Genomic DNA, 22,393 nt, shown 5'->3' with positions numbered 1-22,393 from the left:
CCAGTATGTGCCTTGCGATTCCCGCAAAAATCACCGAGCTCGACGAGGGCAACATGGCTACCGTCGACATTTTGGGCGTCACGCGCTCCATTTCCATCGACCTTACTCCGCAGGCAACCGTAGGCGATTACGTGTTGGTGCATGCGGGATTCGCGATTGAGGTGGTAAGCGAACAGGCCGCGAACGAAACGCTCGACCTTATTCGCCAATTCCCCGAATTCGCCGACGACGTACAACCCGCGCCCGCGGTGTAGGTGGCGGCCATGGTTGACCAAAACAGTTTCAAAGACCCCGTGCTTGCACGCGGGCTCATCGAAAGCATCCAGGCACTCGCGCCCGAGCATGCGACCCTTATGGAAGTATGCGGAACGCACACCGTCGCCATTGCCCGAAACGGCATTCGTTCGCTCATGCCCGAAGGCTGCCGCCTTGCAAGCGGTCCAGGCTGCCCCGTATGCGTGACGAGCAACCACGACATCGATACGGTTATCGCGCTCTCGCGCGTTCCGAACGTGATTATCACCACCTTCGGAGACATGACGCGCGTGCCCGGCTCCACGAGCTCGCTCCTTAAGGAACAGGCCGCGGGACGCGACATTCGCATTGTGTATTCGCCCCTCGACGCACTGACGGTCGCCAAGGAAAACCCCACGCGTCCCGTCATTTTCGTAGGCGTCGGCTTTGAAACCACCACGCCGCTCGTTGCCATGGCGATCAAACGCGCCAAGGCGATGGGGCTTGCCAATTTCAGCGTGTATGCAGCACACAAGAACATGCCCGGTGCGCTCGACGTGCTCATGGGCGACCCCGAGCTGAAGGTTAACGCCCTCATTTTGCCGGGGCACGTAAGCACCATCATCGGAATGAAGCCTTACCAGTTTTTGGCCGAGAAATACCACATCCCCGGCGTTATCACCGGGTTCGAGCCGCTTGACGTGCTCGAAGGCATCGCCATGATCATGCGCCAGCTGCACGAAGGACGCGCCGAAATCGAGAACGCGTACGCGCGCGGCGTCATGCCCGAAGGCAACCCCGTGGCGCTTGCCGCGATTGACGAGGTGTTCGATACCTGCACCGCGACATGGCGCGGCCTTGGCCCCATTGAGGGAAGCGGCTACCGAATTCGCGATGAATTCGCCGATTTCGATGCGATGCGCGTGCATGAGGTCGAGGTAGAGCCCACAATTGAACCGAAGGGTTGCCGCTGCGGCGATGTCCTGCGCGGCATTATGGCGCCAAGCGAGTGCCCGCTGTTCCGCAAGGTTTGCACGCCAGAAAACCCCGTGGGACCCTGCATGGTGAGCTCCGAGGGCTCCTGCGCTGCGTATTTCAGGTATTACTAGGGTTGTTGTCCGCGCCGGGCGGAGGGGGCCGATTTGGCATGCCCGCTCAACTACCGGCCGCTTCGCGGCCTATGCGCCTCGCTCCGGTTTCCCGTTTTGGGAGAAATTGAGAAACCGAGCATGCCAAATCGGTCCCCTCCGCCCGGCGCTCCCGAAACCGTCCAGCGAACGAGGAAAACGCGGCGCTTTCCTCGTTCGCTGGACGATGGGAATACTCGTTTCGTTTGCTTCGCCTTTTGGCGAGGCAAACGAAACATCGGGCATTTCTGCCGTTTGAAGATTCATTCCAATGCGTCAAGCTATAAAGCTGACGAATTTGAGCGAATCCCGCTATTACTGGATGGGTCCACACTCATCACCCAATGAAGGGAGTTTTCATAATGGCTGACGAAACTGTTCTTTTGGGTCATGGCTCCGGCGGAACCATGATGAAGCGCATCATCGACGACGTGTTCGCCGCGACCTATGGCTCTGAAGAACTTGCCCAGGGCAACGACGCGGCGCTCCTGCCCGCCCCCGCCCCCGGCGAGCGCCTGGCGTTTTCCACCGACACGTTCGTGGTCACGCCGCATTTCTTTCCCGGCGGCAACATCGGCCGCCTGGCCGTTTGCGGCACGGTAAACGACGTTGCCACAAGCGGCGCCAAGGTGAAATACCTCTCGGTCGCCATGGTTCTCGAAGAGGGCTTTCCCATGGATGACCTGCGCCGCATTTGCGAAACGATTCGCGAAGTCGCTGCCGAAGCCGGCGTGCATGTGGTGACGGGCGACACGAAGGTCGTGAATCGCGGACACGGCGACGGCATTTACATCAACACGGCAGGCGTGGGCTTGGTGCCGGCTGGCGTAGAGCTTTCTGGCGCGAACTGCAAACCGGGAGACGCTATTCTGCTTTCCGGAACGCTGGGCGATCACGGCATTTGCATCATGAGCCAACGCGAGAACCTCTCGTTCAACGCCCCTATCGAAAGCGACGCCGCCCCCCTGAACGGCCTTATTGCCGACGTGCTCGCCGCCGCCCCCGATACGCGCTGCTTCCGCGACCCCACTCGCGGCGGCCTGGCCTCGACGCTCAACGAATTGGGTGCGCAAAGCGGCGTTGACATGGTGGTCTCGGAAGACGACGTTCCCGTGAAAGACGTGGTACGTGGCGCGTGCGACATGCTCGGCTACGACGTGTTCCAGGTTGCCAACGAAGGCAAAATGGTTTGCATCGTGCCCGCCGAGCAGGCCGAAGCGGCGCTTGCCGCCATGAAGGCCAACAAATACGGCGCCGATGCCGCCATTATCGGCCGCGTCGAAGAAGCCAACGTGACCCGCGGTCCAAAGGTTTTCCTGGAAACGGGCTTCGGCACGCGCCGCATCCTCGACATGCTCGTGGGCGAACAGCTTCCGCGCATTTGTTAATTACCCGCAATGGGGGGCAGGGAAAACATCCTCTACCCCCATTTTCTTACGGCCGCATCCGCTCCTCCATCACGTCACCTCCACATTGAACAGGTGATAATTTCCAGTTGAGGCCCGATTTCGGTACAATACCCCAACAACGAAGAAATCACTCAGGCGCGCGTTTTCTGCGCGCCTGCTTCGTGAAGGGGAGCTTTCGGCAACACCCGTACCAGATTGCTCCCCGCATTCGCATAATAATTGCGAGAAAGAGGAACCATGCTCATCAACGACACCGAGAAGCTCTACCCCTCGGCGAAAATCCTGGTTCGCGACAAAGTCGCCAGCCGCCTTCACGCCAAGGATGCAAGCCTCTACGATTTCGACGAAGCTGCCGCCGAATGCGCAAAGAACTACACCGGCTGGGCAACGCTTGCGAGCCAGCCGCCCTATCCTTATAAAAAAATCCAGGCTTTCGCAGAAGGCATCATCGCCGAAGGCTTCAAGACCGTTTTGCTTATTGGTCAGGGCGGCTCCACTCAGGCTCCCATGACCATCACCAAATACAACAAAGTCGACCGCAACGCGCTCGACTTCAAGGTGCTCGACTCCGTATCGCCCGTTCGCGTGCGCTCGATTCTTGCAGGCCTCGATTTGGAACGCACGCTCGTGCTCGTTTCCAGCAAATCGGGCGGCACCATTGAGATGCGCAGCGTACTCGACGCTGTGCTTGATCACTTTGAGATGTACCTGAAAACCGAGAAAATTCCCTCGCACCTGGTCGCCATCACCGATCCCGGCAGCGACTTGGAGAAGCGCGCCCATGATGAAGGCTGGCGCGCATGCTTCCTTGGCGAGCCCACCGTTGGCGGACGCTTCAGCGCGCTTTCGGTATTCGGACTCGTGCCCGCCGCGCTCGTCGGCATCGACCTGGGCGGTTTTTTGGGCCATGCCAAAGACGCCGAACGCGTCTGCAGCGAAAACTCCATCGACAACCCCGCCATTACGCTGGCCAGCTTCCTGTACGACAGCTACTTGAACGGCCGCGACAAATTCAGCTTCCTCACGCCGAAACGCGGACGCGTGCTTGGCCTTTGGATTGAGCAGCTTGTCGCCGAAAGCCTCGGCAAGCAGGGCGTGGGAATTCTGCCGAACATCGAGCTCGACACGCTGCTTCTTACCGAAGACCCGAAAGACCGCAGCGTCATCACCTATCAAACCAAAACCGACCTGTGGGACGAGCGCAAGAACTTCGATATGAGCCTCGCCTACCTCGACCCGGCCATTCCGCGCCTTTCCTTCCGCATCGACAGCGTGCTCGATTTGGCCGAGCACTTCGTGATGTGGGAATATGCAACGGCCATGTGCGGCTATCTTATGAAGCGCTGCCCGTTTGACCAGCCCGACGTCGCCTCCACCAAGGCCGCCGCGCTGAAGTTCCTCGCGGAAGGGTGCCCGGAGCCCGATTTCACCGAGAACTTCATCGGCAACGTGAACATGGGCGAAGCCGAGGTCACCATTGCGCCGTGCATCAAATCGGACACGCTCATGGGAGCCTTGCGCAACCTGTTTGCGTCGATTAAGCCGGGCGACTACTTCGCGCTCGATGCGTTCTTGCCCTTCGACGGCGAAGGGCGCCGCGAAGCGCTCGAGGTTATTCGCCATGGTGTCGCCGACAAGCTCGGCGTCGTAAGCTGCCTCGAGATTGGCCCCCGCTACCTGCATTCCACGGGCCAGCTGCAAAAAGGCGGCACCAACAACGGCGTATTCCTCATGGTTTCCGCCAACGAATTGAAAGACATCCCACTGCGCCACGTTGAGCCCGAGAGCCTGGGAATGCTCGCACGCACGCAGGCCGCCGCCGACCTCTCGATTCTTATTGAGCGCGGCCGCCGCTGCATGCACCTGCACCTGCCCGACAATTCCGGCGTGACAATTCGTGCTCTAGGCGATGCCGTCATGAAGGTTCTCGACGAAATCGAGCGAGAGCGCGCTGCCGAATAGGCGCACCCCACGAAACGAAACGAGCCCGCAGCTCAATGAACTGCGGGCTCTTCTTTTTGGGAGGATTATGAGCCAAGCCCCTCTTACGCCTCGGGGAAGAACACTTCGCGCATCTCGGCGTCTGCGGTCGCGTCGGCGGCATTTGCGCGACGATTGCCGATCCATGAGCCAATCGCCATGCACAGAAGCGACACGGTGATGCCGATCACGATTTGGTGCAGGCCGAACAGCTTGAAGCCAAGCGCCATGCACAGGCAATAGACGGCAGTGCCGCCCACCATCGACGCAATCGCGCCCACCTTGTTCGCTCGCCTGAAGAACAACGCGCCCACAAGAACCCAGCAAAATGCCGTTTCAAGACCGCCGAACGCAAACATGTTGATCTTCCAAATAACGCTCGGCGGAACCACGGCAAGCACGAATACGATAACGCCCACGCCCAGGGTAATAATCTGGCTCGAACGCGCCACGACGGCATCGCTTACCTGCTGGCCCCTATCTTCTGCATAGTGCAGCCACAAGTCTTTGATAATGGCCGAGGACGAGGCGATGAGCAGCGAAGACACAGTAGAAATCGATGCGGCAACAGGGCCGACAATCGCAACGCCGGCAAGCCATGGCGGCAGGGTTTCCACAATGGTGCGCGGAATAATATTGTCAACGCTTCCACCGTACGAGGCCAAGTCCCCCGTAAGCACGCCCGCGGAAAGCACGCCGAGTGTGGTAACGCCAATCATCATGGCGCCGATAATGAGGGTGCCGCCAATCATCGCGCCGCGCAGGCTCTTCGTGTCTTTATAGCCCATGCATCGCACCACCGATTGGGGCAGCGCGAACGTGAAAATGCCGACGAGCAGCCACTGTGTGAAGTACAACGACACAGGCATGGTGCCGCCCGAAAGGGGCTCGAGCATCTGCGGATGGTTCGTGCGAATGGTGCCCATGATGTTTTCCCAGCCGCCGCCCGCAATAAGAATGCCAGCCGCAAGCACCACGATGCCCACGAGCATAGCGATGCCGCACAACGCGTCGGTCACGGCTACGCCGCGGAAACCGCCCACCGTCGTGAAAATAATCACAGCAACGCCGAAAATGGCCAAGCCGACAAAATACGAATACCCTGTCACGGCTTCAAACAGCTTCGCGCCACCTACGAACTGGGCAACCATAGTTGCTGCGAAGAACAGCACGATGATCAGAGCCGCAGCATTCGCCAACGCATTGCTGCGGAAGCGGGCACGAATCACATCGATCACCGTGACCGCCCCAAGCTTACGCGAAACAAGCGCCATCTTCTTGCCCATAATGCCGTAGAGCAAAAACAGCGTCGTTACCTGCACGGCCGCCATATATACCCAACCAAAGCCGGTTTGCCACGCCTGGCCAGGACCGCCCACAAACGAGCTCACCGAGCCATAGGTGGCAATGGTGGTCATAGCCAGCACGAAGCCGCCAAGCGTGCGGTTGCCGATGAAGTATTCCTTCACGAATCCGCCTTCGCCCGCAGCACGCGAGCGACGACGCGCCGCAATCGCGAGCCCGAGAGCAAATACGAGGAAAATGAGCACGGGAAGCAGACCCGCAATACTAGTTGTTTGCATCGCGCTCCTCCTCATCCAAATCGAAATCGGCGAACACCCGGCGGCCCAGCACCACAGCCGCCACGATAGCGGCGATCCATGTGCCAAGCGTTCCGCCGAACACCCAAATAGGCGTTCCGAATACTTCCACATCGAACGCGGAAAGGCCGAAGCCTGCCGCTATCCACACCACCACAACAATCACGAGCGCGACCACGGTCGCCTTCGCCTCGCGATTGGCTTGCGCCATTTTCTCGCGATAGGTCCACTGCTTCTTTTCCGGCCGCACAAATAACTCCTCTCCTTCGGGCGCACACACGCCGCGAACGATAACGCGCATATTGTACGCGCCGCCGACCTGCATAAACGATTTTTTCTTATCCATAGGCATTATGCGGGGGTAAGCGGGGTATTCCGAACGAGCGGCAAGGCTATACTTACACTCAGGAGGTGTGCTATGCACTTGAAGAAAACGAAGCGCGGCGAGCGCATATACCTTTCGGTTGTGCAGAACTACCGAGAAGGCGGGAAAACGAAGACGAAGACCATCGAGTCGATCGGCTACGTCGACCAATTCACAAGCCAATACGCCGACCCTATCGCCCACTTCCAAGCCTACGTCGCCGAGCTCAACGAACGGGCGAAAAGCGAAAACCCGCCCATCGCTTTCACATTTCCGCGCGACGCGACCATCGATGACACCCATATTGCCCAAGCTCGCTGGGGAAGCGCCATCGCGCTCGCATACCTCGATGCGCTAGGCGTTCGGCGCTTCTTCGAAAATCGCGCGGGACATGTCGGCTTTCCCGCGCATGCGGGCCGCATTTTCGAGATGCTCGCATCCGAACGCATGATTCACGTGGCCCCCAAGCGCGAGACGTGGCAACGCCGCGCCTCATTCCCGCGCACATGCGATTTCACGCTGGCCGACACGTACGCCGCTTTCCAGTGCTTCGCGCGCAACGAGCGAGCCCTCGTGGCGCATCTCTCGAAAACCTACCAAGCAATTCGCGGGCCTTACCAGGTCAATTCGGTGCTGCTGGTTCTCGCTTCTTTTACGCTGGCCGACACGGGCGATGTGAACGCGACGAACGCCCGACTGGCGGGCGGAATCGATCGCGACGAAGGGCTGTCGATGGGCATTGGCATGCTGCTCGACCGCACGGGCATTCCCATGACCTACCACGTCACGAGCGCCTCGCCGAGCGCCGATGAAGTATCGGGGCTCGTCGCGAGCGCGAAAAGCAATTTCGGCGCCAAACGCGTCATTGTGGTTGCGGGCCGCACTCCCCACGCGCGAGAAATCGCCGAGACGCTCGCCGAGAGCGGCGACGGGTTCGTCTTTTTCCGACCGCTCGAAACCGCCGCTTTCGACCTTCAGGCATGGGTCGCCGATGCCTCCGATTACATCACCACGCAATCGGGCAGCTACAAAGTCAAATCGCGCACCGACGAGATGGCGGGCATTCGCGTCAAAGACACGGTGCTCTGGGGCCGCGACTACGCGAAAATCGCCCGCAAACAAGGCCGCGCCGAAGACGAGGCACGCGATTTGGCCCTCGATGGCTACATATGCATATCATCAAGCGAAACGAAGCTCACCGCCGGCACACTGTTCCATATCTATCGCGAGCTGTGGCGCCTCACCGAGCCATTCCAGCTGCTTGAATCCGATTTCTCGCCTTCGCCCTATCCCGTGGCCCATGCCATACACATGCGCGCGCATTTCTTGGTGTGCTACGCCGCATTCTTCGCCTTGCGTCTGCTTCGCAGCGATATGGGATGGAGCAGAAACGCCGCCCAAGTCGCCGACGCGCTTTTACGCATGGAAGGCAGCCACTTGGCCGAGAATTGGTTTTTGTTCAGCTATCGAAGCCCCGTGACCGACGAGATAGAACAGGCCGCGGGCGTCGACGTGGCACGCAGGCTGCGAACGGCCGCCGACATTAAGCGCGACATTGCAAAAGCCCGTAAGCATATCGAGCGGCAAGAAGGATAGCGCATATGAAAAAGGCTCGCCAAAGCGAGCCTTTCGAAGTTCATTTTTGCTGCACTCTACAGCCCCAACGCCTTTTTCAGCGAGGAAACGCGGCGGCGAGAAACAGGGATTTTCTCGTCGGTGGCATTCAGCGACAAAAGCAGCGTGCCGCCGGGAACGGGCTCGACTTCTTCGACATGCGAAAGGTTCACCAAGTAGCCGCGATGCACGCGGAAGAAGCCGTGGCCATCGAGGCGCTTTTCGAGCTGAGCGAGCGACACGGTGGAGAAGTAGCGGTCGTTGTCGGTTTGCAGGTACGCGTAATCGTCGCGCGCCATAACAAAACGAATGCTGTCGATGGGGATAAGAATCTTCTTGCCGCCCTTTTCGACAGGAATGCGCTCCGACTGGCTGGCCTTCACATGCAGCGTAATGTATTCGCTCGCGCGATTCACGGCCTGCTGCAGGCGATCGGTTTCGACCGGCTTCACCAAATAATCGACGGCATTCACCTTGAAGCCTTCGAGTGCATGCTCGCTATAGGCGGTAACGAAAATGACCGCCGGAGGGTTCTTCAAACGCTGCAGGGCCTCGGCGAACTGAATGCCATTGACCTCAGGCATGCTCACATCGAGGAACAGCACGTCCACGGGGTAGCTCTGCATTTTCTCAATAGCCTCGCGTACACTTGCGGCTTCGGCGAGCACTTCGACCCCACCGACTTCGCCCAGCAAGTAACGCAGCTCGGAACGAGCAGGAGCTTCGTCGTCAACGATAATCGCGTTCAGCACAGCATCCCCCAATAACTGGAAAGTTCGTATAAGGAAGGCGGACTCAAGCGCCCCATGCCAACGGCGTAAAACCGTCGGCGAGCGATGCCCGTATACGAATAGTAGCCCAAATTCGCGATGTTTGAAAGCATGGAAACCCTAGAATGGGACACCTTTAGCCCCACTTCACGCAAGCTATAGATATCGCCAATGAATAATGCCGTTCATCAGGAAATTCATACCTTTCGCCAGCTCAGGAAAACCAGTCGCCGACAAAACGCCATAACGCTAGTCTTCCACCAAGCCGTCTTTCATGAACATGGTCACACGGGTGCCATTGCCTGGCGTCGAATCAACCTCCATGCGCGACTCAGTGCCGAAATAACCGCGCAAGCGTTCGTTGATGTTCTTCATTGCGATGCCCAAGCCCTTCGAGGCTTCGGGGCGCAAAAGCTTGCGGCGCTGCTCGGCATCCATACCCACGCCGTTGTCGGAAACGGCGATATACAAATCATCGCCCTCGCTGTACGCCAAAATATGAATCTCGAGCTTTCCTTCTTGCGGCATGGCGTGGCGCACGGCGTTTTCCACAAGCGGCTGCACCATGAACGCGGGTACCATCACGCTTTCAAGGCCCGGCTCGATATCGACGTCGATGGCAAGGCGGTCTTCGCCGAATCGCGCCACTTCGAACGTAAAGTAGCGCATCGTCTGCTCGACCTCGCGCGACAACTCAAGCAAATCGTCGGAGTTCTCAAGCGTACGACGGTAAAACACAGCGAACTCGCGCAGCAACATGCGTGCGCGATCGGGGTCGGTGCGCACGAGCGACGCAATGGTGTTGATAGTATTGAACAGGAAGTGCGGGTTGATTTGACTCTGGAGCGCCTTGAGCTCCATGGTGGTCGCAAGCTTGGTTTGTTGTTCCAGCTCAACGGCGGCAATCTGCGTCGAAAGCAGCTGCCCCAAGCCCTCCGCGAGCGCCACCTGCGTTTCGGTGATGTCGCGCGAACGGCGATAGTAAAACTTCAGCGTGCCAATAATGGCGTCGCCTCGCGTAAGCGGCACGATAATGCCGGCTCGCAGGCCTTTGATGCTATCGGGGAATCCAATCTCTTGCGGTGTGCCCAGCACACGCAGCTTGCCGTCTTCAAGCGTGGCATGCGTAGCCTTTGTGCGAATGGGCGCGCCGCCTGGGCTGATTTCTTCGTCGTCTCCGGCATAACCCAAAATCGACTCACGATCGGTAATCGCCACAGCCTGCGCCCCAATGGCGGGCAGCAGCAAATGGCACACCTTCTGCGCTGTGGGAATGTCGAAGCCCTCTTGGAAGCACGCAAGCGTTTGCGACGCGATTTTAAGAATCGTATCGGACTGACGAGCACGCACCGTATCGGGATTAAGGCGCAAATAGATGAGCAGTGCCACGGAAATGGTGAACGAAATACCCGCGACCACATTCAAATTGCCCACCGTTTCGGGCCAGGCCATCGCGCACGCAAGCACCGCGGCCGAGAGCACGCATATCGCCGCAAGCACGACATCGAGCACGCGCGCATATATATTTCGAGGTGGTTTGGACATGAGGTTCCTTTCATACGTTGGGCAGCGCCGCCCGATGGGCGGAATTTCGAGAACGTCTCTTGAAGAAGGAGATCAATCCGAGCCGCCATGCACCACATTCGCACGACGCGTCGGCGCGATCGCCTTCCCCTAAATCACACTTGCTTCATTCACGACCAAAAGCACGGCCATCAGCAGCAAAAATAGCGCAAACGCAAAACGCAACGCACGCTCGGGCACGCGCTTCACCAAGTTAGCGCCGACAATCGCGCCAGGAATAGAACCGACCATCATCGCAACGCCGACCATGTAGTCGATATTGCCCAAAACAGCCTGCTCAATAACGCCGGGAATCGCCAGAATGCACACCGCGGTAAGCGACGTGCCCGACGCCAAGCGCATGGGAATTCCGAGCATGCTCACGAACAGCGGCACCATAATGAAACCGCCGCCCACGCCCACATATCCGCTCATGAAGCCGGCAACAACGCCAATGAGCGCCACCTTCGCCACGTATTTGGGGGTGAGCTTGATTGCCGGCGCCTCAAGAGGAGCGGCCTGCGCCCCTGCGGCACTCGAGCCGCCCGCTGCCACAGGCGCCGTCGCCGCGAGGCTTGCCGCTGCCGCATCGCCCGTCGCCCCCGCAGCGCCCACCGCCGCCATGTCGCTCGTCGTCGACTTCTTCTCGCACGCCTTGCGACTTCCCTTCGCTGCGCCGCCTTTTGGCGCCGCCAGCGCCTTTTTCAGCATAGTGAACGACGAGTACATCACGACAACCGCAGCTGCGCCCATAATCGCCCAACCCGGCGACACGTTTGCGGCCCACACGCCAACGGGCGAGAGGCACGCGCCCGTCAGGCCGCACACGATTCCCACCCGCGGCAGGGACGTCTTGTTTTTAGCATGCTTCCACATGCCCGAAATTGACGTTGGCACAATGGTGAACAGCGAAGTCGCCGTAGCGGCAATGGGCTCCATGCCAAAAGCCAGGCGGAACAGGGGCACCATAACGGTGCCGCCACCAATGCCCAAAAGCCCTGAAAGCACGCCGACGCCCACGCCAACGAGCGCGGCGATGAAGAACGAAACCATGAATGAACTTCCCGTAAACCCTATTCTGCGTTGCCCATATTAAGGCGAATCTCCGTCGTTGCGCCAGGGTCGATTCCGCCGGCGGCTCCCCATGCCGCACGCTGGGCGCGTTGCGCCTCGGCTTGCCGCACATCACGGTTCGACGAGCTCAAAAGCACGCTTTGGAGAATCGCGTCGTTCGCCATGCGCTTCATGACCGCAGGCCACATCGACTGGAAGCCGAAATACTTCGAACAGTGGGCTTCGGCATATCGAGACGCCTCGCCCGTGGCCGCTCTCGCCGCGCGACGATACCCAGCGCCATCGGGGCGCCCGAAGCTACGCAGCCACGCCGTGCGCTTAATGCGGCGCGTGATGCCTGGCTCCAAGAAAGGCCCCGGGTATGGCAGCAACGATTGCGGCTTGATCTGCAGCAGGTCGATTTGGGTTCGCCCGTATTCCACCTTGCGATACTCGTAGAGCCAACGGAAGATGTCTTGGCGGAAGCGAAGACCTTCACGCTTGGTTTCGGGCGGAAGGTGATGCATGTACCACGTGTTGTCGAACCAGATATCGCTGCCGTACATGCGCAAATCGAGCATGTAATCCAAATCTTCCCCGCGGGCGATCCACGGGTCGAACGACACGCGACGAAATGCCTCACGATGAAGCGCCAAACAACCACCGCACACATGGTTCGAGCGAGACAGGCGCGGGCCCTTCATGGCTTTGGAAATCCACTTGTTGAATGCGGTAGCCTGGTCCCAATAGCGGTTGTACCATTTCGTGGATCGGCTCGAGAGATATTCGCCTTCTTTGTTCAGATAAAAGCCCGACTTCGCAAGAATAGGCACGCCGCTTCGCGTAAGCTTGCCCAGGCCATACATCGCCTTTTCCAGAAACGCGGGATCGTCGATCACCACATCATCGTCGACGAATACCACCGAATCGAAATCGAGTGCGCCTGCAAGAAGAAGCCCCAGGTTGCGCATTGCGCCATAGCCTGCAAGACCCACTTCGTTGCGCAGTCCAATGTTGAGCTGCTCCATGCGCTGGCGCACAAGCGCCATCTCGGGAGCGCCCACCACGGCGATATTCAAATCGGGAAATTGCTCGGCAACGGCGCGAATTTTGCTCGCGGCCTTATTCTCGATAGCGGGTTCGGCAATCACGAGCACAATGATATGCCCAAGCCCGCGCACGCACCGAAGCGATTCGAGGCAGCGGGGCAACTCGCCCGAGGCCGACATCGATGTCGTATGGTCATATGTCGTGGTAACAGGACCCGATTCAACGCGCCCACGCGCGGACACGAACGTGGGAATAATCACAACTGGGTTCATGGGCACTCTTTTCCATCGCTCGAGACAAGGTGCGTGTCCTCGCTTCGGCGAAGCCGTATTTCAGTTACGGTTATTCTACCCCTTTGTTCCGCCCCGCCCCAACGCAACGTATAATGCCCTGGTATTACTTGCGATGCAGCCCATGCGGCCAAGCACGCTCCAACCAAGGAGAACCCATGAAAACCCACCGTCCCTACCCTATGGCATTCATCACGCCCAAAGGCGAACGCGCATGCCGCGCCGGCCACCCTTGGGTCTACGATGCGGAAGTCGAGCGCATCGTAGAAGCGGGCGACCCCAAAGAAGCGGCCCGCACGTGGAAAGAATCAATCGAGTCGGGTGGAATCACCCCTGAAAACGGTGCCCTCGTCGACGTGCTCTCGCGCAAAGGCGCATACCTTGGCACAGGTATTTTCTCGCAGCAAAGCAAGATTCGCATTCGCCTGCTTTCAACCAACGCGAACGACGCGTTCGATTCGGCGTTTTGGGAACGCAAGATTCGTTGGGCTTGGAACCATCGTCGCGCCGTGATGGGCGACGACGTTTCCGCCTGCCGCATGATTTTCTCCGAGGCCGATGGCTTTTGCGGCCTTGTTGTTGACCGATTCAACGACGTGCTCGTAACCCAAACGCTCGCCTACGGCATGGAACGCCTGAAGCCCGTCGTGTTCCCCCTGCTTGTGAAGGTGCTCGCTGAAGATGGCGTCGTCATTCGCGGCATCTACGAGCGCAATGACGTGTCAACGCGCAAACTCGAAGGCCTTCAGGAAAGCTGCGGCTGGTTCCCCCTGGAAAACGATTTTGCTGGCTTAGGGGCTCAGCCCGCGCTTTCGGCGGTGCCCGCGCCTCTCGCGCCAAGCGACGAAGCCGCAGCGGCATTCGGCCCCACCACGACCGAAATCACCGAAAACGGCGTGCGCTACCATGTCGATTTCGAAAACGGCCAGAAAACCGGTTTCTTCCTCGACCAGAAATACAACCGCCGCGCCGTGGCCAATATCGCCCGCGGGCGTCGCGTGCTCGACTGCTTTACGCACACGGGTTCGTTCGCCCTAAACGCTGCCGCTGGCGGAGCCGAGCACGTGCATGCCGTCGACATCTCTCAACTCGCGGTCGACATGGCAGAATCGAATGCCCGCCTGAACGGCTTCGAAAATCGCATGAGCTTCCAGGCCGTCAACGTGTTCGATTTGCTGCCCGAAATCGAGGCCCAGAAAAAAGCACCGTACGACTTCATCATTCTTGACCCGCCGGCGTTCACGAAGAGCCGCAAGACCATCGATTCGGCTACACGTGGCTACCACGAGATCAACTACCGCGCCATGAAAGCCCTGCCGCGCGGAGGATACTTGGCCACTTGCAGCTGCTCGCACTTCATGGATACCGACCGCTTCCGCAAAATGCTCGTGAGCGCGGCGCACGATGCCGGCGTTCAGCTGCGCCAAATCGAGGAACGCCAGCAATCGCCCGACCATCCCATCGTATGGGGCGTGCCCGAAACCGACTACCTCAAGTTCTTCTTGTTCCAGGTTGTGTAAAGGCGGGACAAGAAGGGACAAACGCGCCCGTTCGCTCATTTGTTCGTTCGTTTTGAAACGATCAGCTCGTCTCGCAACGAGGCTCGAAGCTTCCCCGCAAAGCCTTCAGCCTGCCACTCAGCGCGGCACGCCCCATCGGAGCCGCACAAAAAAGCCCGCTCGATTGAGCGGGCTTTCTGCTATTCAGATTTCTTTTCGCCTTCAGCTGCCTCTTCGGGCTTTGCCTTGCGAATGAAGGAATGGCCGAAGCGCTTCTTTTCCGCCTTCGCGGCCTCACGCTCAGCTTCCTTAGCGGCATCGATCTTGTTCTTCGCTGCCGTGGTGGGATGCTTTTTAGCCTCTTTGGGATGTTTCTTGAGCATCTCCATTTGGTACTCGCGGCGAACCTTGCGCACCTTGGCGAAGTCAAACCACAGCGCGCCGATAATCAACGCGTATGCAGGAATCAGGAAGCACCACGTCATATTCGGGTTATCGGGCCACCAGGAGCCAGCGCCCATGGCGACCAACGTGCAGACGATAGCGCCGCCGAGCATGCCCCACCAAATGCGCTTGTACTTTTTGTACTGAGCCGTAGGCGGATTGTAATACTTACGGTCGAGCTCGGCCTGCTTTTGGCGAGCGGCCTTTTGCGCAGCTTTCTTTTCCTGAGGAGTCTTTTGCGTGGACTTCACGTACACGCTCGACGCGGCTTTCGACTTCGGCTTGAGCGACGAGGCAGATTTCTTGGTCTGGCCCTTCGGTCCGTCGGTCTGATAGCGGTCGTTCATCGGGTTTCGTGTGCTCATATGGATACTTTTCTTCTCGAAAACACTTGGTAAATCCAAAGCATAAATAATAAAGAAAGGCCCCATCAAAGGCAAACCTTCAATGGGACCTTTTGGCGTTTCGTTGAAAAACGTCGCATTCACGCCAAAATTGGCAGGTAGCTTTATCGCATAAAGGGAGCAACAAAGGCGCGGGCGCACCTCGAGGCATTCCCCATGCGCAGCCTACATGCGTTATCGCACCACTCGTCATACCAGCAATGTGGCGCATTCAAAATCGTGAAGCGGATGCCACCTAGAAGTTGAACGTGCGGCCCGAAAGCTTCTCATATGCCTGAATGTACTTCTCGGTGGTCTTCTCGATAACGTCGGCCGGCAAATGCGGCGGATTGCCCTGGCGGTCCCAATTGGCGTTAAGCCAGTTGCGCACGAACTGTTTGTCGAAGCTTGCCTGCTCACGGCCCACTTCGTAATCGTCGGCGCTCCAGAAGCGAGAGCTGTCGGGAGTGAGCACCTCGTCACCCAGAATCGTGCGGCCGTCAAGCACGCCAAACTCGAACTTCGTGTCGGCGATGATGATGCCCTGCTTGCGTGCATGCTCCGCAGCGGTCTCGTACACCTTCAGCGACAGGTCGCGAATGTCGGTCGCGGCCTTCTCGCCCACGATCTCAACCGCGCGCTCAAAGCTGATGTTCTCGTCGTGATCGCCAATCTCGGCCTTCGTGGAAGGCGTGAATAGCGTCTGGGGAAGCTTGGCGGAGTTCTGCAAGCCAGAAGGAAGCTCGATACCGCATACGCTGCCCGTCTTCTGGTAATCCTTGAAGCCGGAACCGGTCAGATAACCGCGCACGATGCACTCGATAGGAATCATCTGGGCTTTCTTCACGATCATGAAGCGGCCGTTGAGGTAGTCGCTCCACTCTTTGAACTGTTCGGGCAAATCGTTCACGTCGGAAGAAACCAGGTGATTTTCGACAACGCCCTCGAGCAGCTCGAACCAGAAGCAGCTGATCTGGGTAAGAACCTGGCCCTTGTGGGGAATTTCGTCTTCCAGGATGTAGTCAAACGCCGAGATGCGGTCGGTCGCGACGAACAGCAGCGTGTCGCCAAGATCATAGATGTCGCGTACCTTGCCCTGCGCGTCGGGCTTGATGGTAATGGGGTTCACAGCCTAGTTCCTTCCCTTTCGTTTTGCCGCCTGCGCTTTTGCGCCGCGTTCTTTCGAATTGGCCTTTTCCTTTTGCGCCTTAATGCGCTCTTCGTCATAAAGCGGAACATGAATGGTGAAGCAAGCGCCTTCGCCCTTCTTGCCTTCCACCTGCACCCAGCCGCCGTGGCGGTCGACGATTTCTTTCACAACGGCCAAGCCTACACCCAAACCGCCGCTTTGACGCTGACGGCTTTCCTCAGCACGCCAAAAACGCTTGAACACCATGCGACGCTCTTCGGGGGAAAGGCCGATGCCTGTATCGCGAACGGCAATCGCGGCCATAACATCGCCGCGCTTAACCGAAACGGTAATCTTGCCCGGCGCCGGCGTATAGCGAACCGCGTTGGAGATGAGGTTCGCGGTTGCCTGGCGCAGCATGTCGCGGTCGCCGTAGACGATGACGTCGGGCTCTGCGTCATATTCGAGCGTGAGGCCGGCGTCGTTGACGAACGCTTCGTGCGACATAACGAGCGGACGAATAATGTCGCCCACGTCGACGACTTCCTCATTCATGGGGGTCGAGCGGCTCTCAAGGCGCGAGAGCTTCAAAATGGCGTCGACCAAGCGAGAAAGGCGCTGCACCTCGGCGTCGATCGTATTCAGACGCTCTTCGTCTGCCTCGAACACGCCATCCATAATGGCCTCGACCGTCGACTGAATCGCCATGAGAGGCGTGCGCAGCTCATGCGCCACGTCGGTGGTGAGGCGGCGCTCGAGCTCCTGATTGCTCTCGACGCTTTCAGCCATGGCGTCAAACGTTTTGGCGAGCTCGGCGATTTCGTCTTTGCCATCGAGGTTCACACGAGCCGAAAGATTGCCTTCTTTGATTTCCTGCGCCGTTTTCGTGATGCGGTTAATGGGGCGCACCAGACCGCGAGCGAACACAATGCCGATAAGCGACGCGAGCGCGACAGAGAGCACGGCGGCAAGGCACATGCCCTGGTAGCTTTGCATGCGGAATTCTTGATCGGCCTTCGAAAGCAGCAGATCGCTGCCATAGACCCAAATTTGGACGGTGCCGACAACCTGCCCATCGCCAAGCGTGATGGCCGCGGAGGCCATCTTGCCGTCGGACGGCGCAAACGAGCCCGTTTCATCAATGCTGTTCGAAGATGAATACGAAGAGCCGTTGGGGCGCGACGAGTCGTACACGACGGTTTCGGTCGAAGAGGAAATAACCTGAATGCCCATGCCCGGCTGCAGCATATGCACCGATTCGGCCGGCTCCACATCGTTAATGGAAAGCGACGGGTAGCTCATTTTGTTGCCCTCGCCAATAGCGTCAAGCGTTGCAGAGTTGCTTCGCTCGTAGCGGTTCGCAATGTTGGCGGCGGTGGTATCGGCGAGCTGTTGAACATTCTCGCGAGTATAGGCCTGGAAATGCTCTTCCCACACATAGGAAAGAACGCCCATTGCCACCACGACGGTCATGATGGCAACGAGCGAAAAGGTTACGGTTACGCGAGTGGTATACGAGAAGCCAAAGAACCAATCATAAATGCGCTGGAGCACGGTTCGTTCATCGGTTCGCTGCTTCTTGCCACTTGCTTGCTTAGGTTCTGACGCCATGATTGCTGCGATCTCGCCCCCGTGTTTCTCAATGCCGGCAAGCCGGCGCAAACCGACTTACTGCTTGGTGGGGTCTTCGAAACGATAGCCCACGCCATGCACGGTGTGCAGCCACTTGGGATTACGCGGATTGTCGCCGATTTTGGCGCGCAGGTTCTTCACGTGGGAGTCGATGGTGCGCTCATAGCCCTCAAAGTCGTAGCCGAGAACCTTCTCGACGAGCTCCATGCGCGAATACACGCGGCCGGGATAGCGGGAAAGCGTGGTGAGCAGCTTGAACTCGCTGGCGGTAAGGTCGACTTCCTTGCCTTTGACGAGCACCTTGTGGCCCGAAACGTCAATCGTGAGCTCGCCGAACTCGAGCACCTCGCGCTGAGGCTCGGAATCGGCATGCACGCGGCGAAGCAAGGCGCGAACGCGGGCGACGAGCTCGCGAGGGCTGAAGGGTTTCACCAGATAGTCGTCGGCACCGAGCTCGAGGCCGATGATGCGGTCTTCAACCTCGCCCTTTGCGGTGAGCATGATGATAGGCACATCGGAATTGTCGCGAATGGCACGGCACACGCGCTCGCCCGGCACGCGGGGAAGCATGAGGTCGAGCACGACCAGGTCGAAATGATGCTTGGAAAATTCTTCGAGGGCTTCCTGGCCGTCGCCAACGGCAGTCACCCAGTAATTCTCACGTTCGAGATAGGCGGCTACAGCATCGCGGATTGCCTTCTCGTCTTCGACGAGGAGAATGCGTCGCGTTTCGTTGCTCATGATGAATGCTCCCCTGCTGTATTGATTTCGAGGCCGACACGCGACCCCGGCGTACGGCCGCATGCCGCGCGCAATTTTCGATTTGGGTTTATTGTAACGATTCAGGCGCAACCGTGGGCCATTTGCTGGCAAAACGACATAATAAGCCCCTATGGCCCAAAGAAACCAAACACCTCGACATTCCGCACGCGGCGCTTCGCAGCGCAGCAGGCGTCCGCATGCCCAAAATACGCGCGCAACCCGCACGTCGCGCGGCGCAACAGCACGTCCGTCGGCGCGCAACCAAGCAACAAGGGCACCTCGCCATGGCATCTCGACGGTTCGCGGCAAAGCGGGACGCAGTGCGCACGGCACCGTGAAGCAGAGCCTCGGCTCTGCGACCTTTACGCCTGGCCCCAATGTGGGCATTGGCACAGGGCGCCCTACCGCAGCATCCCAAGCGCCTGACGCACGAATCAACATCTCCCTGCCGGCAGGCGAAAGCCTCTCCATTACGCGACGCCAATTGCTCATTGGGGCCCTTGGCATTGGCGCTGTGGTGGTCGCTGGAGCCGCCGCCTCAGCCGTAAGCAACGAAAAGAAGGCCGACAGCGAAGTTGACGCGCTTGCCGTGAATAAGGAATCGGTGTTCTCGATTTCCGATTGCACCGTGCTCGATTCCGCTCCGCTCTCGCTCGCCGGCGAGTTCAAAATGCCCTACGGCACGTTGGTGTGGGCAAACAGCGAAACCTATGCGGCATGCCTTCTGCCCACCGAAAACTCAAGCCCACTCACGCAGGCTGCCGTTCTCTCGCTTTCCAGCGGACAATACACCGTCGTGCTTGACGGCCCGCACAGCAGCGAGCGCGGCTTCGACATTTACGACGTGCGTTGCAACGACCAGGGCATCGTGTGGATTGAATCCAATTGCTATACGGGCGAGTGGCGCGTTTTCCAGGCCACGCTTTCGCGCGGCGTTGCGGGCGACGCCAAGCAAGTCGACTCAGGCAATGGCGACTGGGACGTGCCATCGATCACCGTTGCGAAGTCGCGAGCGTTTTGGCAGGTAATGCCTTCAACAAGCGGAAACGCCACCTCTGAGCCGTCCGCGCTGAAATCGGCGGCCTTCGGGTCGAGCGACGTGCGCGTCGATTGGCAGAGCAATGGCCGCATGAGCACGTCGCCCTATTCCACGGGCGACGCCATTTGCATTTCGCCGCGCTCGCAAGCCTCCAGCTCGTATTCGCAGCTCACGCTCATCGACGCGGAATCGGGAGCCATGCGCGAATCGCTCACGCTGCCCGCTTCGATGCGCCCGCTCGAAGCCGCCTATGTGAATGGACGGTTCTCGTTCACATTCGACTCTATTTACACCTATGGCGAAGGCCTCGCGAGCCTTGGCACGTATGCTCCCGTAAGCAACGATACGGGCGGCCAGTGGTTCTGTTTCGACCGCAACCCGCTATGCGCCCCCGCATGGTGCGGCGGAAACCTCGTTGTGAAATCGACTCGCACGGTCGCAGGCGTGAATTTAAGCACGCGCGAGATGTTCTCGCTCGACTGTCCCGACGATTGCGACAACTACGGCGATTTCCTCGCCAGCCAAGGTGATGTCAACTCCCTTGTCACGTATCTGGGAATGAGCACTAACGAAGACGACGCTTATACCCTCGTACGCGTGTGGACCGCATAAGACGCGCCCAACCAAACGAGCCAATACCAGCCTAAGGGCGACGCTTCAAGCGCCGCCCTTTTTTCGTGCAATGTTGGCCTTCAAAAACCTAGCAGCAGTCGCATCAATGCGCGGAAGGCGCCGGGGTGGCCGACCGGAAACGCTCGGTTTCTCATTTCCTCTTAAAACGGGAAACCGGAGCTCGACGCATAGGCCGCGAAGCGGCCGGTAGCCGAGCGGGCATTTCCGAGCGTCCGTCCCGGCGCCTTCCGCGCACGGGCTACGACGAGTCTTCCGCGCGGGACAAGACGCCTTCTCCGCATACTGAAAAGGAGCGCCCGGCAGGTCGCCGAACGCTCCTTAGCGATAATCGAACAGGCTTAGAATTCCAGGCCTTCAAGCTTTTTGAAGGCTTCATCCTTGTGCTGCAAGAACGCCCACGGATTGAAAATCTCGTCGAGGGTTTCCTTGGAAAGCTTTGCCTCGGGGTCGGCTTCCAAACGCTCGCGATAGGTGGGGCCGGCAACCGCATTCTGGATGTCATGCCACACGGCCATGGCATTGCGCTGCACGATGACATAGGCATCTTCGCGCGTAATACCCGTGTTCACCAGGGCAAGCAATACCTTCGAGGAGAAGATCAGGCCACGCGTGCGGTGGAGGTTGTGCTCCATCTTGTCGGGATACGTCTGCAGGCCATCGAGCATCCACTGCATTTTGCCGAACATATAGTCAAGCGCAATGAAACTATCGGCCAGAGCCACGCGCTCAGCGCCCGAGTGCGAGATGTCGCGCTCGAACCACAGCGCCACGTCGTCGAGGCCGACCTGGGCGTTCGCCTTCACGATGCGAGCCAGGCCGCACACGCGTTCCGCGGTGATGGGGTTGCGCTTGTGAGGCATGGCCGAAGAGCCCTTCTGGCCAGCCTTGAACGGCTCTTCCGCCTCGATGACATCGCTTTCCTGCATGAGGCGCACCTGCAAAGCGATGCTCTCGAGCGTGGAGGCGCACACGGCAAGCGCGCACATGACCTGCGCATGGCGATCGCGGGCAAGCACCTGCGTAGACAGCGGATCGGGAGTCAGGCCCATTTTCTCGCAGACGTACTGCTCAACGAACGGATCAATGCTCGAATAGGTGCCCACCGCGCCAGAAATGGCGCCCGTTGCGGCAACCTCGCGGGCCTGCTGCAGGCGAGTCTCGGCGCGCTTGAGGGCCCAAGCCCAGCTGCCGAACTTCATGCCGAACACCATGGGCTCAGCATGAATGCCGTGGGTACGACCCACGCACAGGGTGTCCTGGAATTCAAACGCGCGACGCTTGCAGGTTTCGCCGAGTTGCTTCACGTCGGCCAAAATAATGTCGAGCGCCTGGGTAATTTGGTATGACAGCGCGGTGTCGCCCAAGTCGGAAGAGGTCATGCCATAGTGCACCCAACGGCTGGGCTTTTCTTCGCCTTCGGGAATATCGGCATCGATATACTCGGCCATGTTCGTGAGGAACGCGATAACGTCGTGGTTCGTCACGGCCTCGATCTCGGAAACGCGGTCGACGGTGAAGTTCGCATGGTCACGAATCCACTTTGCGTCTTCCTTGGTGATGCCGCACTGCCCCAGCTCGGCCTGGGCCTCGCATGCGAGCAGCTCGATTTCCTTCCAAATGTTGAACTTGTTCTCAAGCTCCCAAATGGCGCCCATGGCCGGGCGCGTGTAGCGAGAAATCATACTGGTCCTTTCAGGCGAATTGACCAGGCTATTATACGGCCAATGGTACAGCGGGGGCGCAAACTCGCGGAATCGCGATAAAGTCGAAGCGCGAACACCCTAGAGGCGAAAAAGACAACCGCTCACACGCAGAAG

Annotated in this window: 18 protein-coding genes; 7 read left to right on the top strand and 11 right to left on the bottom strand. The window is 59.0% G+C overall.

Translation table 11 applies throughout. The annotated features are described in order from the left end of the window. Positions 1–5 precede the first annotated feature (5 nt). The 4 genes from ACWI8T_RS00960 (at position 6) to ACWI8T_RS00945 (ending at position 4,732) form a co-directional block, all read left to right on the top strand. Complete coding sequence (locus ACWI8T_RS00960) at positions 6–254, top strand: HypC/HybG/HupF family hydrogenase formation chaperone (protein ID WP_114615300.1); 249 nt, start codon at positions 6–8, stop codon at positions 252–254. A gap of 9 nt (positions 255–263) precedes the next feature. Beyond that, on the top strand, positions 264–1,343 hold the full coding sequence (hypD, locus tag ACWI8T_RS00955) for a hydrogenase formation protein HypD (RefSeq protein WP_114615299.1): 1,080 nt from the start codon (positions 264–266) through the stop codon (positions 1,341–1,343). Positions 1,344–1,723: 380 nt separating this feature from the next. Further along, complete coding sequence (gene hypE, locus ACWI8T_RS00950; protein ID WP_281668605.1) at positions 1,724–2,749, top strand: hydrogenase expression/formation protein HypE; 1,026 nt, start codon at positions 1,724–1,726, stop codon at positions 2,747–2,749. A gap of 258 nt (positions 2,750–3,007) precedes the next feature. After that, complete coding sequence (locus ACWI8T_RS00945; protein WP_449137598.1) at positions 3,008–4,732, top strand: glucose-6-phosphate isomerase; 1,725 nt, start codon at positions 3,008–3,010, stop codon at positions 4,730–4,732. A gap of 83 nt (positions 4,733–4,815) precedes the next feature. Here ACWI8T_RS00945 and panF read toward each other — a convergent pair whose 3' ends face one another. Then, the gene (panF, locus tag ACWI8T_RS00940; RefSeq protein WP_449137597.1) at positions 4,816–6,333 is read right to left on the bottom strand and encodes a sodium/pantothenate symporter; all 1,518 of its coding nucleotides are present in this window, start codon (positions 6,331–6,333) and stop codon (positions 4,816–4,818) included. After that, the gene (locus tag ACWI8T_RS00935) at positions 6,320–6,697 is read right to left on the bottom strand and encodes a YhdT family protein (RefSeq protein WP_449137596.1); all 378 of its coding nucleotides are present in this window, start codon (positions 6,695–6,697) and stop codon (positions 6,320–6,322) included. Before ACWI8T_RS00935 ends, panF begins: the two co-directional genes overlap by 14 nt. Before the next feature lie 72 nt (positions 6,698–6,769). Here ACWI8T_RS00935 and ACWI8T_RS00930 point away from each other — a divergent pair, with 72 nt between their 5' ends. Further along, complete coding sequence (locus ACWI8T_RS00930) at positions 6,770–8,311, top strand: hypothetical protein (protein ID WP_449137595.1); 1,542 nt, start codon at positions 6,770–6,772, stop codon at positions 8,309–8,311. Positions 8,312–8,367: 56 nt separating this feature from the next. Here ACWI8T_RS00930 and ACWI8T_RS00925 read toward each other — a convergent pair whose 3' ends face one another. The 4 genes from ACWI8T_RS00925 to ACWI8T_RS00910 all read right to left on the bottom strand — a co-directional run bounded on the left by ACWI8T_RS00925 (position 8,368) and on the right by ACWI8T_RS00910 (position 13,037). Further along, complete coding sequence (locus ACWI8T_RS00925) at positions 8,368–9,081, bottom strand: LytR/AlgR family response regulator transcription factor (protein ID WP_123219552.1); 714 nt, start codon at positions 9,079–9,081, stop codon at positions 8,368–8,370. Positions 9,082–9,348: 267 nt separating this feature from the next. Beyond that, on the bottom strand, positions 9,349–10,644 hold the full coding sequence (locus ACWI8T_RS00920; protein WP_449137594.1) for a histidine kinase: 1,296 nt from the start codon (positions 10,642–10,644) through the stop codon (positions 9,349–9,351). A gap of 129 nt (positions 10,645–10,773) precedes the next feature. Continuing rightward, entirely contained in the window at positions 10,774–11,715 is a 942-nt protein-coding gene (locus ACWI8T_RS00915) for a sulfite exporter TauE/SafE family protein (RefSeq protein ID WP_449137593.1), read from the bottom strand. 20 nt (positions 11,716–11,735) lie between these two features. Continuing rightward, positions 11,736–13,037 carry a glycosyltransferase gene (locus ACWI8T_RS00910; protein ID WP_281668610.1) on the bottom strand — a complete coding sequence of 434 codons (1,302 nt, stop codon included), beginning with the start codon at positions 13,035–13,037 and terminating at the stop codon, positions 11,736–11,738. Positions 13,038–13,213: 176 nt separating this feature from the next. On the opposite strand from ACWI8T_RS00910, the gene ACWI8T_RS00905 reads away from it, so the two are divergent. Beyond that, complete coding sequence (locus ACWI8T_RS00905; protein WP_449137592.1) at positions 13,214–14,575, top strand: class I SAM-dependent rRNA methyltransferase; 1,362 nt, start codon at positions 13,214–13,216, stop codon at positions 14,573–14,575. Positions 14,576–14,754: 179 nt separating this feature from the next. Here ACWI8T_RS00905 and ACWI8T_RS00900 read toward each other — a convergent pair whose 3' ends face one another. The 4 genes from ACWI8T_RS00900 to ACWI8T_RS00885 form a co-directional block, all read right to left on the bottom strand. Next, a complete protein-coding gene (locus ACWI8T_RS00900; RefSeq protein WP_418950214.1) occupies positions 14,755–15,363 on the bottom strand; it encodes a hypothetical protein in 609 nt (202 codons plus the stop codon). Positions 15,364–15,637: 274 nt separating this feature from the next. Next, complete coding sequence (locus ACWI8T_RS00895) at positions 15,638–16,510, bottom strand: phosphoribosylaminoimidazolesuccinocarboxamide synthase (RefSeq protein WP_114615289.1); 873 nt, start codon at positions 16,508–16,510, stop codon at positions 15,638–15,640. Between the two features lie 3 nt (positions 16,511–16,513). After that, entirely contained in the window at positions 16,514–18,121 is a 1,608-nt protein-coding gene (locus ACWI8T_RS00890; RefSeq protein WP_449137591.1) for an ATP-binding protein, read from the bottom strand. 57 nt (positions 18,122–18,178) lie between these two features. Continuing rightward, positions 18,179–18,883 carry a response regulator transcription factor gene (locus tag ACWI8T_RS00885; protein ID WP_114615287.1) on the bottom strand — a complete coding sequence of 235 codons (705 nt, stop codon included), beginning with the start codon at positions 18,881–18,883 and terminating at the stop codon, positions 18,179–18,181. 355 nt (positions 18,884–19,238) lie between these two features. Here ACWI8T_RS00885 and ACWI8T_RS00880 point away from each other — a divergent pair, with 355 nt between their 5' ends. Continuing rightward, positions 19,239–20,555, top strand: a complete 1,317-nt coding sequence (locus tag ACWI8T_RS00880) for a hypothetical protein (RefSeq protein WP_449137590.1) — start codon at positions 19,239–19,241, stop codon at positions 20,553–20,555. A 359-nt stretch (positions 20,556–20,914) separates the two neighbouring features. On the opposite strand, the gene purB is transcribed toward ACWI8T_RS00880, so the two are convergent. After that, on the bottom strand, positions 20,915–22,258 hold the full coding sequence (purB, locus tag ACWI8T_RS00875) for an adenylosuccinate lyase (protein WP_449137589.1): 1,344 nt from the start codon (positions 22,256–22,258) through the stop codon (positions 20,915–20,917). Positions 22,259–22,393: the final 135 nt, after the last annotated feature.

The sequence above is a fragment of the Slackia sp. genome (genome assembly GCF_977041755.1).
The sequence above is the reverse complement of the archived record's forward strand: the minus strand, read 5'-3'. Positions and strand labels throughout refer to the sequence as shown.

Excerpts from the sequence above, each read along its gene's own strand:
- panF (WP_449137597.1), bottom strand. The coding sequence starts at position 6,333 with ATGCAAACAACTAGTATTGCGGGTCTGCTTCCCGTGCTCATTTTCCTC.
- ACWI8T_RS00885 (WP_114615287.1), bottom strand. The coding sequence starts at position 18,883 with ATGAGCAACGAAACGCGACGCATTCTCCTCGTCGAAGACGAGAAGGCA.
- ACWI8T_RS00930 (WP_449137595.1), top strand. The coding sequence starts at position 6,770 with ATGCACTTGAAGAAAACGAAGCGCGGCGAGCGCATATACCTTTCGGTT.
- ACWI8T_RS00890 (WP_449137591.1), bottom strand. The coding sequence starts at position 18,121 with ATGGCGTCAGAACCTAAGCAAGCAAGTGGCAAGAAGCAGCGAACCGAT.
- ACWI8T_RS00910 (WP_281668610.1), bottom strand. The coding sequence starts at position 13,037 with ATGAACCCAGTTGTGATTATTCCCACGTTCGTGTCCGCGCGTGGGCGC.
- hypE (WP_281668605.1), top strand. The coding sequence starts at position 1,724 with ATGGCTGACGAAACTGTTCTTTTGGGTCATGGCTCCGGCGGAACCATG.
- ACWI8T_RS00920 (WP_449137594.1), bottom strand. The coding sequence starts at position 10,644 with ATGTCCAAACCACCTCGAAATATATATGCGCGCGTGCTCGATGTCGTG.
- ACWI8T_RS00915 (WP_449137593.1), bottom strand. The coding sequence starts at position 11,715 with ATGGTTTCGTTCTTCATCGCCGCGCTCGTTGGCGTGGGCGTCGGCGTG.
- ACWI8T_RS00900 (WP_418950214.1), bottom strand. The coding sequence starts at position 15,363 with ATGAGCACACGAAACCCGATGAACGACCGCTATCAGACCGACGGACCG.
- ACWI8T_RS00945 (WP_449137598.1), top strand. The coding sequence starts at position 3,008 with ATGCTCATCAACGACACCGAGAAGCTCTACCCCTCGGCGAAAATCCTG.
- ACWI8T_RS00960 (WP_114615300.1), top strand. The coding sequence starts at position 6 with ATGTGCCTTGCGATTCCCGCAAAAATCACCGAGCTCGACGAGGGCAAC.
- ACWI8T_RS00905 (WP_449137592.1), top strand. The coding sequence starts at position 13,214 with ATGAAAACCCACCGTCCCTACCCTATGGCATTCATCACGCCCAAAGGC.
- hypD (WP_114615299.1), top strand. The coding sequence starts at position 264 with ATGGTTGACCAAAACAGTTTCAAAGACCCCGTGCTTGCACGCGGGCTC.
- ACWI8T_RS00935 (WP_449137596.1), bottom strand. The coding sequence starts at position 6,697 with ATGGATAAGAAAAAATCGTTTATGCAGGTCGGCGGCGCGTACAATATG.
- purB (WP_449137589.1), bottom strand. The coding sequence starts at position 22,258 with ATGATTTCTCGCTACACGCGCCCGGCCATGGGCGCCATTTGGGAGCTT.